The sequence below is a fragment of the Variovorax sp. GW821-FHT09D05 genome (assembly GCF_059416325.1).
The window spans coordinates 436861-450097 of sequence record NZ_JBWKOZ010000007.1; the positions used below are offsets into that span (position 1 = coordinate 436861).

At 67.6% G+C, this 13237-nt stretch carries 13 protein-coding genes; 4 read left to right on the forward strand and 9 right to left on the reverse strand.

Translation table 11 applies throughout. The annotated features are described in order from the left end of the window. Position 1: 1 nt before the first annotated feature. From AC07O3_RS21270 to AC07O3_RS21290, 5 genes are all read right to left on the reverse strand, one after another. Positions 2-454: a DUF2214 family protein gene (locus tag AC07O3_RS21270; protein ID WP_093054094.1), complete on the reverse strand. Its 453-nt coding sequence runs from the start codon at positions 452-454 to the stop codon at positions 2-4. A 61-nt stretch (positions 455-515) separates the two neighbouring features. After that, positions 516-1442 carry a LysR family transcriptional regulator gene (locus AC07O3_RS21275; protein ID WP_354337108.1) on the reverse strand — a complete coding sequence of 309 codons (927 nt, stop codon included), beginning with the start codon at positions 1440-1442 and terminating at the stop codon, positions 516-518. A 49-nt stretch (positions 1443-1491) separates the two neighbouring features. Continuing rightward, positions 1492-2472 carry a Bug family tripartite tricarboxylate transporter substrate binding protein gene (locus AC07O3_RS21280; protein ID WP_495340277.1) on the reverse strand — a complete coding sequence of 327 codons (981 nt, stop codon included), beginning with the start codon at positions 2470-2472 and terminating at the stop codon, positions 1492-1494. Between the two features lie 4 nt (positions 2473-2476). After that, entirely contained in the window at positions 2477-3667 is a 1191-nt protein-coding gene (locus tag AC07O3_RS21285) for a CaiB/BaiF CoA transferase family protein (RefSeq protein WP_307615331.1), read from the reverse strand. After that, positions 3660-4598, reverse strand: coding sequence for a hydroxymethylglutaryl-CoA lyase (locus AC07O3_RS21290; RefSeq protein WP_495340278.1), 939 nt, complete (start codon positions 4596-4598; stop codon positions 3660-3662). The genes AC07O3_RS21285 and AC07O3_RS21290 overlap by 8 nt, the downstream gene beginning before the upstream one ends. Positions 4599-4732: 134 nt before the next feature. Between AC07O3_RS21290 and AC07O3_RS21295 the strand changes: the two genes are divergently transcribed. Further along, positions 4733-5473, forward strand: a complete 741-nt coding sequence (locus tag AC07O3_RS21295) for an IclR family transcriptional regulator (protein ID WP_495340279.1) — start codon at positions 4733-4735, stop codon at positions 5471-5473. Positions 5474-5477: 4 nt separating this feature from the next. On the opposite strand, the gene AC07O3_RS21300 is transcribed toward AC07O3_RS21295, so the two are convergent. After that, positions 5478-6449, reverse strand: coding sequence for a Bug family tripartite tricarboxylate transporter substrate binding protein (locus tag AC07O3_RS21300; RefSeq protein ID WP_495340280.1), 972 nt, complete (start codon positions 6447-6449; stop codon positions 5478-5480). Positions 6450-6495: 46 nt separating this feature from the next. Next, positions 6496-7473, reverse strand: coding sequence for a histidinol-phosphate transaminase (gene hisC / locus AC07O3_RS21305; RefSeq protein ID WP_495340281.1), 978 nt, complete (start codon positions 7471-7473; stop codon positions 6496-6498). A 206-nt stretch (positions 7474-7679) separates the two neighbouring features. Here hisC and AC07O3_RS21310 point away from each other — a divergent pair, with 206 nt between their 5' ends. Further along, complete coding sequence (locus tag AC07O3_RS21310; protein WP_495340282.1) at positions 7680-9854, forward strand: malate synthase G; 2175 nt, start codon at positions 7680-7682, stop codon at positions 9852-9854. A 130-nt stretch (positions 9855-9984) separates the two neighbouring features. Next, positions 9985-11238 (forward strand): MFS transporter, encoded by a 1254-nt coding sequence (locus AC07O3_RS21315; protein WP_495340283.1) that lies wholly within the window; start codon positions 9985-9987, stop codon positions 11236-11238. Positions 11239-11272: 34 nt separating this feature from the next. Here the strand turns inward: AC07O3_RS21315 and AC07O3_RS21320 are convergent, their stop codons facing one another. Both AC07O3_RS21320 and AC07O3_RS21325 read right to left on the reverse strand, forming a co-directional pair. Next, entirely contained in the window at positions 11273-12052 is a 780-nt protein-coding gene (locus AC07O3_RS21320) for a hypothetical protein (protein WP_495340284.1), read from the reverse strand. Then, the gene (locus tag AC07O3_RS21325; RefSeq protein ID WP_097200447.1) at positions 12045-12272 is read right to left on the reverse strand and encodes a hypothetical protein; all 228 of its coding nucleotides are present in this window, start codon (positions 12270-12272) and stop codon (positions 12045-12047) included. Before AC07O3_RS21325 ends, AC07O3_RS21320 begins: the two co-directional genes overlap by 8 nt. A 390-nt stretch (positions 12273-12662) precedes the next feature. Between AC07O3_RS21325 and AC07O3_RS21330 the strand changes: the two genes are divergently transcribed. Next, positions 12663-13235 carry a fasciclin domain-containing protein gene (locus AC07O3_RS21330; RefSeq protein ID WP_093054272.1) on the forward strand — a complete coding sequence of 191 codons (573 nt, stop codon included), beginning with the start codon at positions 12663-12665 and terminating at the stop codon, positions 13233-13235. Positions 13236-13237: the final 2 nt, after the last annotated feature.

Here is a 13237-nt window from a genome sequence, read left to right on the forward strand (position 1 = left end):
CTTACTTGCCGAAGCCGCGTGCCAGGAACACCGCTACCAGCGGAATCAGCGCTATAAGGTGCGCCTGCACCATCACCAGCTTGCGCGTTTTCTTGATGTCGGCCTCGGCCGGCAGCTTGCCGGTGGCGCGCAGCGTCTTGCGCCAGCGGAAGTAGGTGAGCGTCGGGAAGATCGAGAGCACGCCCACGATGATGAACAGCCCCAGCTTCACGTGCAGCAGCGGGTTGGTCCAGTACCAGGCCGTGCCCTTCACGCCCCACCAGGTGCGCGCGATGCCCGTGGCGAGCACCGCGATGGCGGCAATGCCGTAGACCATGTCGACCTTGGCCAGCCGCTCGACCACTGCGGCGTTGAGCCACTGCACGCGGCATAGCGCCGCTTCGCTGGAAATGAAGACAACCATCGTGAGGATGGCAAGCAAGTGCAGGTACGCGAGGATGGCTTCGAGCGTCATCGATGGCTTTCTTCCGAGTGGGGTTGCAAATGCAAACAGATTGTGACGCCGTCGATGCGCCTCAGGCCCTTCCACCCCAGAATTCCGGGTTGCCGTATTGCTCCTTGAGGAAATCAAGCCACAGTCGCACCCGCAGCGGCAGGTGCTTGGCGCCCGCGAACACCGCGTAGATGCCGTTGGGCGGCGCGGCGAATTCGTCGAGCAGGGGCACGAGCAGGCCGGCATCGATCTCGGCCTCGACCTCCCAGGTGCTGCGCCAGGCAATGCCGTGGCCGGCCAGGCACCAGTCGTGCAGCACCTGGCCGTCGGAGCAATCGAGCGGGCCGCTGGGGCGCAGGTGGATCAGTTCCTGGTTGCCTTCCTCGTTGACGATGCGAAACGCCCAGCCGCGCGTCTGCGAGGCATCGCTCGACAGCGTGAGGCAGGCAAAGCGCGAGAGCTCGCCCGGGTGCTTGGGCATGCCGTGGCGGCGCACGAACTCGGGCGTGGCCACGCAGCGGCGGCGGTTGTCGGCGAGCCGCACGCTCACGAGCGATGAATCGGGCAGGTCGCCCACGCGCACCGCGCAATCGAAGCTCTCGCCGGTGACGTCGACCACGCGGTCGCTGAGGTTCAGCGAGATCGTCACTTCCGGATGCAGCGCATGAAAGCGCGGCACCAGCGGCGCGACGTGGCGGCGGCCGAAGCCGGCCGGCGCCGTTACGCGCAGGTGGCCGCTGGCCTTGATGCCGCCGGCACTCACGCTGGCTTCTGCGTTGGCGAATTCGGTCAGCAGGCGCTGGCAATCCTCGAGAAATGCGCTGCCCTCGTGCGTGAGCGTGATGCGCCGCGTGGTGCGCACCAGCAGCTTGACGCCCAGGCGCTCTTCCAGCGCATCGAGCCGGCGCCCCATGATCGCGGGCGCCACGCCCTCGGCCTTGGCCGCGGCCGTGAGACCGCCGCGGGTCGCGACCGAGACGAAGGATTCGAGCTGCTTGAGGCGGTCCATGGGGCGGAAACTATATCGCCCGCCGGTTTATTGGTTAGCTGGAAGGCGCCTATTCGGGCCGCACGCCCGCCTCGCGCACCGCCGCGCCCCAGCGCGCATGCTCGGCCTTGACGTACTGCGCCGCCTGCTCCGGACTGCCGCCTACGGGCGTGCTGCCTTCGGCCAGCAACTGCGAGATGGTCGCGGGCTTGGCCAGCGCCTTGTCGACGGCGGCACTGAGCTTCTTCACGATATCGGCGGGCGTGCCGGCCGGCACCACGAGCGCCTTCCAGTCCACCGCCTCGAAGCCCTTGTAGCTCTCGCCCACGGTCGGCACCTCGGGCATCACCGGCAGGCGCTTGGCCGAGGTGACGGCCAGCGCGCGCAGCTTGCCGCCCTTGACCATGGCGAGCGCGCCCTGCGGCGTGGCGAACATGTAGTCGGTCTGGCCGCCGAGCAGGTCGGTGATGGCCGGCGCGGCGCCCTTGTACGGCACGTTGAGCACCTGAAAGCCCGCGCGCTTCGCGAGCACCTCGCCGGCCATGTGGCCCAGCGTGCCGGTGCCGGCAAGCGCCTGCTTGATCTCGCCGGGCTTGGCCTTGGCGGCCGCGACCAGATCGGCCAGCGACTTGTACGGCGCGTCCGCGCGCACCACCAGCACCACGGGCTGCGAGGCCACGACCGACACCGGCACCAGGTCCTTCAGCGCGTCGTAGGGCATCTTGGGGAACAGCGTCGGGTTGATCGCGAGGTTGGCGGTCTGGCCCAAGCCGATGGTGTAGCCGTCGGGCTTGGACTTGGCGACCACGTCCATGCCGATGTTGCCGTTGCCGCCCGCGCGGTTGTCGACGATGAAGGTCCACTTGGTGTCGTCGACGAGCTTCTGCGCGATGAGGCGCGCCACGATGTCGGTGGCGCCGCCGGGCGTGTAGGGCACGACGAGACGCACGGGCTTGTCGGGCCAGGCCGTGTCGGCAAGGGCGGGAGCGGCGTTCAGGCATGCGGCGGCCGCGGCGCACGCCAGCAAGGCGCGCCGTGTGATGAAAAACATGGGGTCAATCTCCGAGGGTGATGTGTTGTGTTTCGAGCGCGGCGATTTCTTCGTCGCTGTAGCCCACTTCTTTCAGCAGCTCGCGGCTGTGCTCGCCGACGTGCGGCGGCTGCAGCCGGATGCCGGGCCGTTCGCCTCCCAGCGTGAACGGCATCAGCGGCACCTTGGCCGTGCTGCCGTCGTTCATGCGCACCGGCGCAAGGCCGCCGGTGGCGTTCAGGTGCGGGTCGTCGAACAGCTCCTGCGGCTTGGTGATGGGCGCGAAGGGCAGCTCGTTCTGCTCGAACACCGCGCTGAGCTCGGCCGCGCTGTGGTTCGCGAGGTGCGAGCGCAGGATGGGCATCATCCATTCGCGCGCCAGCACGCGGTCGTTGTTGGTCTTCAGGCGCGGGTCGGCCAGCATGTCCTCCAGGCCGAAGGCCTTGCAGAAGATGGCCCACTGCTTGTCGCTCACTGCCGCCAGGAAGATCTGCTCGCCGTCCTTCACGGTGAACACGTCGTACACAGCCCAGGCCGAGATGCGGCTGGGCATCGGGTCGGCCGCCTTGCCGGTGGCGGCGAACTGCATCATGTGCTGCGCGACCAGGAACACGTTGTTCTCGAACAGCGCGGACTGCACTTCGCAGCCCTTGCCGGTGAGGTCGCGCTGGCGCAGCGCTGCCATCGCGCCGATGGCGCCGAACATGCCGCCCATGATGTCGTTCACGCTGGTGCCCGCGCGCAGCGGGTCGCCCGAGCGGCCCGTCATGTAGGCAAGGCCGCCCATCATCTGCACCACTTCGTCGAGCGCGGTGCGGTGGTCGTACGGGCCGGGCAGAAAGCCCTTGTGGCTCACGTAGACGAGGCGCGGGTTGAGCTTGCTGAGCGTGTCGTAGTCGAGCCCCAGCTTCTTCATGGTGCCGGGCTTGAAGTTCTCGCTGACGATGTCGGCGGTGGCGATGAGGCGCAGCGCAGCCTCCACGCCCTCGGGCTTCTTCAGGTCGAGCGCGATGCTCTTCTTGTTGCGGTTGAAGGTCGGGAAGAAGCCCGAGCCCGAGCCGAGCAGGCGGCGCGTGTTGTCGCCCTCGATGGGCTCGACCTTGATGACCTCGGCGCCGAGGTCGGCCAGCAGCAGGCCGCAGGTCGGGCCCATGACCATGTGGGTGAACTCGACGACGCGGACGCCGGCATAAGGAAGAGGATTGGCTTCAGACATGTTGTGCGGTGTGTTCCTGGACGAAGCCCTTGGGCAATCCGGCTTCCGGCGTCATGCCGTAGACCGGCTCGCCCGGCAGGCCGGCCATGAGCGGCGCGCGCGCCGCAATGAGTTTCTGGATGTCGATGCCGGTGCGCACGCCCATGGCCTCGAACATGAACACAAGGTCTTCGGTAACGGCATTGCCCGAGGCGCCCGGCGCATAAGGGCAGCCGCCGAGACCGCCGAGCGATGCATCGAAGGTACGCACGCCCTCGTCCCAAGCCGCGAGGCAGTTGGCGATGCCAAGTCCGCGCGTGTTGTGCATGTGGGCCGCACCGGCGTGCCTGCCGATCTCCGCGCGCAGCCGCTTGAAGAGGCGGCGCACCTGCGCGGGGTTGGCGTAGCCCACGGTGTCGGACAGGCCCGATTCGTCGGCGCCGGCCTCCATGCATTGCGCGGCCAGGCGGATCACGTCGTCTTCGGGCACCAGGCCCTGCAACGTGCAGCCGAAGGCGGTGGAGATGCCGGCTTCGAGCTTCACATGCGGCGCAATGGCGCGGCGCAGATCGGAAATGGCGCGCACCTCCTCGACCATTTCGGTCGGTGTCTTGCGCACGTTGGCCAGCGAGTGCGCCACGCTGGCCGACACCGGCATCGTGAGCTTGTGCACGCCGGCTTCGAGCGCGGCCTGCGCGCCCTTGCGATTGGGCACCAGTGCCATCACGGTGAGGCCGGGCAGCGTGACGGCGTGGCGCACCACCTCGGCGGCGTCGGCCATCTGCGGCAGCAGCTTCGCGGGCACGAAGGACGCGACCTCGATCTCGCGGATGCCGGCGGCGTAGAGCGCGTCGATCCAGCGCAGCTTGTCGGCCGTGGACATCGTGGCCTTGACCGACTGAAGGCCGTCGCGCGGGCCGACCTCGCTGATGAGGACGTCGGGGGGTGTCATCGGACTTGTCTCCTTCGATGGAATCGTGGAATCGCTTGACTGTTCTATCTTGCAGAACTATATTCCGTTAAACAGAATTAGACCGTCGATCCACCCGACTGTCAAGCCGACCCATTCCCTCCCTCCTCCTCCTCATGCCCCGCAAAGCCCAGACCGAATCCGTGTCCGACCTCAATGCCGCCCCTGGCGGCGCGGCGGCGGTCGACCGCGCGCTGAGCCTGCTCTCGGCCTTTCAGCCGGGCGACGAGGCGCTGTCGCTCGCGCAGTTCGCCGAGCGCACGCAGCTCTACAAGAGCACCGTGCTGCGGCTGCTGGCCTCGCTCGAACATGCGCGGCTCATCCGCCGGCAGGACGACGGGCGCTATGCGCTGGGCATGGAGATCGCGCGGCTGCACGGGCTGTACGCGGCGTCGCAGTCGCTCGACCGCATCGTGCTGCCGGTGCTGCGTTCGCTCGCTGCAACAACGGGCGAAAGCGCGGCGTACCACGTGCGACAGGACCAGGGCGACAGCTGGGTGCGCCTGTGCCAGTTCCGGGTCGATTCATCGCACGTGGTGCGAGACCACGTGCGCGTTGGCGACCTGCTGCCCAACGACCGGGGCGCGGGTGCGCGCGTGCTGATCGCCTTCGGCCCGGAGGCCGAACAGCCGCGTGGCACGAAGGAACGCAAGCTGTACGACGGCATTCGCGCGCAGGGCTACTGCGCGCTGGTGGGCGACCGCACGGCCGAACTGGCGGGCATCTCGGCGCCGGTGTTCCATGCGGACGGCAGCCTTGCCGCGGCAGTCACGCTGACCATGCCCACGCACCGCTACGACGAGCGCTACATCGAGCCAGTGCAGGCTGCAGCGCGGGAGCTCGGCGGACAGGTCTGAGCGATCAGGACTCGGCCTTGAAGCCCGAGTTCTTGATCGGCATTTCCCAGCGCTTCAGATGCGCCGACTGGATGGCCGCGAGTTCGCTCGGCCCGGCATGCGCGGGCACCAGCCCCAGCGAATAGATCTTCTCCTGCACGTCGGGCATGCGCAGCGCATCGGCCACGGCCTTGTCGATCCGTGCGACCACTTCAGGCGACATCCCCGGCGGGCCATAGAGGCCGAAGAACGCGTCGGCCGTCACGTTGATGCCCGACTCCTTCAGCGTCGGCACGTCGGGCAGCGCGCGGCTGCGCTGCTCGCCCGTCACCGCGAGGATGCGGACCTTGCCGGCGCGGTGGTGCTCGATGGTTTCCGAGGCCGTGTCGACCATCAGCGGCACCTGGCCGCCGATCAGGTCTTGTGCAGCCGGCGCGCCACCGCGGTAGGCCACGTGCGTCATCGACACGCCGGCCGCCTGGGCGATCAGTTGTCCGGCAAAGTGCGGCACCGTGCCCGCGCCCGAGGTGGCGTAGTTGGCCTTTGCCGGGTTGGCCTTCATCCACGCCAGCACCGTCTTCAGGTCGCCGGCGGGCGCGCCGGGCCCGGCCGTCACCGCGAAGTCGAAGGTGCAGCCGAGCGCGATCGGCGCGAAGTCCTTCGCCGGGTCGTAGCCGAGGTTCGAGTAGAGCCACGGATGGATCACCATCGCGCCGCTCGGCGAGAACACCAGCGTGGTGCCGTCCGGCGCCGCGCGCCTGAGTTCGCCCAGCGCGAGCCGGCCGGCCGCGCCGGGCTTGTTGTCGATGATGACGTTCTGCCCGAGCGATACGCGCATCTTCTCGGCGAGCACCCGCGCCACCACGTCCGCCGAGCCGCCCGGCGGAAAGCCGACCAGGATCCGCACCGTGCGGTCTTGCTGCGCGAACACCAGCGGCGCAGCGGCCGAGACGGCAAAGGCGGCAGCGGACTGCGCTGCGAACTGACGGCGTTTCATGGTCTTGTCTCCTCGGGGCGTTGTTGAAAAAGGAGTGCCGCCCTGCTCAGCGCAGCGCGGCCAGCACCGCGCGGTTCTGCTCGGGCAGGCCGATGCTGATGCGCAGCCACTGCGGCAGGCCGTAGTTGCCGAGCAGCGAAACCTCGATGCCGGCCGCCAACAGGCGCGCATGCACGGCCTGCGCGTCGCCGACCTGCACCATCAGGAAATTGCCCGACGAGGGAACGTACTCGAGGCCCAGTTCCTTGAAGCCCGCAGCGAGCTGGTCGCGCCCGGCCGTGTTGAGCTCATAAGTGCGCGCGAGGAAGTCCGCATCGCCCAGCGCGGCCACCGCCGCGGCCTGCGCCGGTGTCGTCACGTTGAAGCGCGGGCGGTGCGCGTTCATGCGCGCCGTAAGCGCCGGCTGCGACACGCCGTATCCGATGCGCAGCCCGGCCAGGCCGAAGGCCTTGGAGAAAGTGCGCGCCACGATCAGGTTGGGCAGGCGCCGCACCCACCCGATGCTGTCGTAGCGCTGCGCAGGCGACAGGTACTCGGTGTAGGCCTCGTCGAGCAGCACCGTCACGTGCGCGGGCACCGATTGCAGAAATGCCAGCAGCGGCGCAGCATCGATGAAAGTGCCGGTCGGGTTGTTCGGGTTGGCCACGAACACCAGCTTCGTGTCGTCGCCAATGGCAGCGCGCATGGCGCCCAGGTCGTGGCCGAAGTTGAGCGAGGGCACGACAGTTGCGTGCGCATGGGCCTGCGCCGTGGCCTGCGCGTAGACGACGAAGCCGTACTGCGAATAGACGACGCCCTCGCCGGGCTTCAGGCTGACCTGCGCCGCAAGATGGAGGATTTCGCTCGATCCGCTGCCCAGCGTGAGCCAGTCGGCCGGCACGTCGAGCCGCGCGGCCAGCGCGTTCTTCAGCGCGGTGCCGTTGCTGTCGGGGTAGTTGCCAGCGCCTACGAGCGCGGCGGCGGCCGCGCGGCGGGCCGAGTCGGGCATGCCGAGGGGGTTTTCGTTGGAGGCCAGGAGGATCATGGAAACGGGTCGGAATTTATTTAAGAAGTTAAATATATCCCTCGCCTGCGGCGTTCTTATCAGTGCCTACCCTTTGCGCCCCAGGCCGGTCGCCAGCGATTACCTTCATTTTTGTCACGGATAAATCCCGCTTCCGGCTCTTACTCGCCAGCAAAGTATCGAATAAAGTTCGCTCCAGGATTGCATTTTTCTCAAGGAGAAACCCCATGACCGCCCGCACCACCGCCCACGGACTCCAGGTCGCGACCGAGCTCCACCGCTTCATCGAAGACAAGGTCCTGCCCGCCAGCGGCGTGGCCAGCGACGTCTTCTGGAAGGGCTTCGACGCCATCGTCAGCGACCTCGCGCCGAAGAACATCGCCCTGCTCGCCGAGCGTGACCGACTGCAGAGCGAACTCGACGCCTGGCACAAGAAGAACCCCGGCCCGATCGCCGACATGCCGGCGTATCGCGCCTTCCTCGAGAAGATCGGCTACCTGCTGCCGCAGCCCAAGGGCACGAAGGCCACCACGGCCAACGTCGACTCCGAACTCGCGCTGCAGGCCGGCCCGCAGCTGGTGGTGCCCATCCTGAACGCGCGCTACGCGCTCAACGCCGCCAACGCACGCTGGGGCTCGCTGTACGACGCGCTCTACGGCACCGATGCCATCTCCGAAGCCGGCGGCGCCGAAAAGGGCAAGGGCTACAACCCCGTGCGCGGCGCCAAGGTCATCGAGTTCGCGCGCAACGTGCTCGACCAGGCCGCGCCGCTGGAAAACGGCTCGCACAAGATGGCCACCGGCTACAGCGTGAAGGACGGCAAGCTCGTCGTCACACTGCAAAGCAGCAGCACCGGCCTGGCCGATGCCTCGCAGTTCATCGGCTACCAGGGCGACGCCGCCGCGCCGTCGTCGGTGCTGCTCAAGCACAACGGCATTCACCTCGACATTCGCATCGACCGCAGCACGCCGATCGGCAAGAGCGACGCGGCCGGCGTGAGCGACCTGGTGCTCGAAGCCGCGCTCTCGACCATCCTCGACCTCGAAGACTCGGTGGCCGTGGTCGATGCGGCCGACAAGGTGGTCGCGTATTCGAACTGGCTCGGCATCGTCGAAGGCACGCTGACGGAAGAAGTCGCCAAGGGCGGCAAGACCTTCACGCGCGGCCTGAACCCCGACCGCGAATACACGGGCGCCGACGGCAAGCCCGTCAAGCTGCACGGCCGCTCGCTGATGTTCCTGCGCAATGTGGGCCACCTGATGACCAACCCCGCCGTGCTGTATGCCGGCGGCAAGGAAATCCCCGAAGGCATCCTCGATGCCGTGGTGACCACCACCATCGCCACCATCGACCTGAAGCGCAAGGGCAACTCGCGCACCGGCAGCATCTACATCGTCAAGCCGAAGATGCACGGCCCGGCCGAAGTGGCCTTCGCGAGCGAGCTGTTCGGCCGCGTCGAGCAGCTGCTCGGCCTGCCCGCCAACACCGTGAAGCTCGGCATCATGGACGAGGAGCGCCGCACCAGCGTGAACCTGAAGGCCTGCATCGCCGAGGCCGCCGCGCGCGTGGCCTTCATCAACACCGGCTTCCTCGACCGCACCGGCGACGAGATGCACACCGCCATGCAGGGCGGCCCGATGATCCGCAAGGGCGACATGAAGTCCAGCGCGTGGATCGGCGCCTACGAAAAGAACAACGTGCTGGTCGGCCTGTCGTGCGGCCTGCGCGGCAAGGCGCAGATCGGCAAGGGCATGTGGGCCATGCCCGACCTGATGGCCGCCATGCTCGAACAGAAGATCGGCCACCCCAAGGCCGGCGCCAACACCGCCTGGGTGCCCTCGCCCACCGCCGCCACGCTCCATGCGCTGCACTACCACCAGGTCAGCGTGACCGCGGTGCAGCAGGAGCTGGAAAAGATCGACGCCGACGCCGAGCGCGACAACATCCTCAACGCGCTGCTGCAGGTGCCGATCGCGGCCGACGCCAAGTGGACTGCCGAAGAGCGCCAGCAGGAAATCGACAACAACGTGCAGGGCATCCTCGGCTACGTGGTGCGCTGGATCGACCAGGGCGTGGGCTGCTCCAAGGTGCCCGACATCCACAACGTCGGCCTGATGGAAGACCGCGCGACGCTGCGCATCTCCAGCCAGCACATCGCCAACTGGCTGCTGCACGGCGTGGTGACCAAGGCGCAGGTCGACGAGACCTTCCAGCGCATGGCCAAGGTGGTCGACGAGCAGAACGCGGGCGACCCGCTGTACCAGCCGATGGCCGGCAACTTCACGACCTCGTCGGCCTACAAGGCGGCGCAGGACCTGGTGTTCAAGGGCATCGAGCAGCCGAGCGGGTATACCGAGCCGCTGCTGCATGCGTGGCGCTTGAAGGTAAAGGGCGAAGCCTGATCCACCCAGGCCCTGCACCCCGCCGGGCTTGAAGCATGAAAAGAACGGCGCCCTTGGGCGCCGTTCTGCATGAGGGGCGGCGTGCCATTAGCATTCGTCGCTCTCCCTCCTTCCCGATCCTTCCCTTTCGATGAACACGAATGCGGTATCGCCGCCCCCGCCGCGCTGGTCGACTTCGGCGGCTGCCATGCTCGTGGCACTGGCCTCGGCTTTCGCACTGAGCCAGGCCTTCCGTACGGTCGGCGCCATGATGGCCACGCCACTCAGCGGCTACTTCGGCCTGACGCCCCAGCAACTCGGCATGTGGGCAGGCACCTTCCACTTCGCCTTCGGGATCATGCAGCTCGCTATGGGCGTGTCGATCGACATCTTCGGCGTGCGCCGCACGGTGCTGACAGCCTTTCCCCTGGCCGTCGCTGGCGCAGCGCTGTGCGCCGTGGCGCCGAACTTCCACGCACTGCTGCTCGGGCAGGCGTTGATCGGCGTCGGTTGCGCGCCGGCGTTCCTGGCCTGCACGGTGTTCATCGCGCGGCATTTCGATGCCTCGCGCTTCACCGCGATGTCGGGGCTGGTGATGAGCATGGCCGGCATGGGCATCCTGTTCACCGGCACGCCGCTGGCCTTGCTGATCGAGGCCGCGTCCTGGCGCGCCGGCTACGCGGTGCTGGCCGCATTCGCGGTGCTCTCATGGCTGGTCATTTTCTGGCGCGTGCGCGAGCCCGCCGCGCGCGCGAGCCTGCAGCCCGCACCGGCCGAACGCCAGTCGCTGCGCAAGGCCGTGCGCGAACTGCTGCCGCTGTTCGCGATGCCCCATACGTTGGGGCTGGTGTGCTTCGCCTGCGTGTCGTACGCGGCATTCATCACGCTGCGAGGCCTGTGGCTCGGCCCGGTGCTGCACGACCGCCACGGCCTCTCGCTGGTGGCCAGCGGCAACGTCGCACTGGTGATGACCGTCGCCGGCATGATCAGCCCGATGCTGTTCGGCCGCATGGACCCGGGCGGCGCGCGGCGCACGCGCTGGATGATGAGTTGCGCGTTCGCCGGTGCGCTGATGTTCGGCGCGATGGCGCTCACACATTCGCGCATCGTGGACATCGGCCTGCCGATCATCTATGGCCTGCTGTCCGGCTACAGCGTGCTGCAGTACGCGTACACCAAGAACGCTTACCCGGCGGCCATGACGGGGCGCGCGATGGCGCTGATGAACATGGCCATGTTCCTCGGCGTCTCGCTGATGCAGTGGACGACCGGCGTGGCCGCATCGTGGGCTGTGGCGCATGAGGTCGAGCCGTACCGCGCGGTGTTCCTCACGGTGGCGGGCATGCTGGCCGCGGGCACGATTGCGTTCCTCGTGCTGCCGCGGGCGCCGGCGCGAGCTGGCTAGCGCTTGATCGCCAGCATCAGCACGCCGCCGGCGATCAGCCAAAACGCTTTCGCACCTCCCATTGGCTGAGTCTGCGCATGGCGGAGGCGTACACATGATCTCGCCCATACATCTCCCGATGATCGGCTGAACCGAAGGCCGGCTTTTCGCAACCGCCGCGCCGCGTGACCGGGCAGCGGCGCAACACGTCGTAGTACGTCACATCGAGCATCGTCCGCCGCAACTCGGGCAGCGGCGCGAGCGTGACCTCGAACCAGCAGCCATCGATGCGGTGCCATTGCGTGACCTCGTCGATCACATGAAAGACAGGCGCCTTGCCGGCCGGCGGCCTGCTCCACGCGGCGCGATAAGCCAGCTTCTGCGCCTTGCGCGCTTCATGCAAGCGCCGGTTGGGCAGCAGGATGCCGGTGACCGGATGCACGAAGAGTTCCACATGTGCCGCTTCACTCAGTAGCGTGCGAAGGCGGCTCCGCCACCGCTCGGCAGGCACCCACACCTGGCCGTCGCGCAGTTCGGCCCTGCGCTCCACGAAGCCGTCGATGTGCTCGAAGATGTGCGCCTGCACCGTGCTGCGGCGGTCAATGCCGCTACAAAGTTCGGCGTACACCTTGTCCCACGGCCGGTGTACCTGCTTGTGCAACCAGCGCTTGAGCGGCGCGAGGTTTTCGCTGAGCCACTTCGGGTGGGCATGGCCGCGCTTCATGCCCAGGTGCGAACCACGGTCCTTGCTGTTGCGCCACTTGCGCCCATCTCCCTGCACGCGCCAGCCGCCTCGCGGCCGCTCGACGATGACCTTGTCCATGTCTTCACGCATCGTCGCCCCTCCCGCCCAGGCTGCGCGCAGCCTTCTGCAGCGCCACCTTCTGCGCACGCCGTTCCGCGCGGTGCGTACGCAGGTGACGTCCCGCGCCCTGGCTCGATTCGCCGCGCGCCATCGCGGCCACCACTGGATTGCGAGGTGCCGCAGTCGGCACCGAAAAATAGAACCGGCCCAGACGCTTGTTGTCGTCACGGGCTTTTCGTTGAGCACTCATGTGCACACACTCCAAAAAACAAAAAAGCCCCGGCGAATGGCTGCGCGGGGCCTTTGTCGATGGGCCTCGGCGGATGCGTGGATGCACGTCCGGCCGGGGCGGTCGGTGTGCGGGTCAGGTGTTCAGGAAACGGTTCATTGAATTGGTTTGTCGCCCGGGAGGTTGGTCGTCGCCAAGCGCGGTGAAAAGAAACTGTTGCTGAAAAACGAAGGGCGGATTCTGTCGAGCGCGCTCGTGATGCGCAAGCGCCGCACGCGCGGTTGTGGCGCAAAGCCGACGCGTGAATCCAGTTGCGCGGCCGCGCCGTATTCGACTCAAGCGCATCGCGCCTCCGAGCTGCCGGCGGTTTCCGCAGAGAACTTCAAGAACCATTCTTTTCAGGAGCCTTCAATGAAAAAACTCATGATTGCAGTCGGCGTTTCGGTCCTGCTCGGCGCTTGCGCGGGCGGCATGGGCGGCAGCAGCGGCGGCATGTCGTCGACGAACCCGATGGTCGGCGGCGCCGCGATGTACCCGACGAAGGACATCGTCGACAACGCCGTGAATTCGAAGGACCACACGACGCTGGTGGCCGCAGTGAAGGCCGCGGACCTGGTCGGCACGCTGAAGAGCCCCGGCCCGTTCACCGTGTTCGCACCGACCAACGCGGCCTTCTCCGCGCTGCCGGCCGGCACTGTCGACACGCTGCTCAAGCCCGAGAACAAGCCCACGCTGACCAAGGTGCTGACCTACCACGTGGTGCCCGGCAGGATGGACGGCCCGGCGCTCATGAGCGCCATCAACGCAGGCGGCGGCAAGGCCACGCTGAAGACCGCGAGCGGCGGCACGCTGACCGCGACGATGAGCGGCAGCAACGTGATGGTGACCGACGCCAAGGGCGGCACGGCGATGGTGACGATCGCCAACGTCTACCAGTCGAACGGCGTGATCCACGTCGTCAACAAGGTGCTGCTGCCGGGTTGATC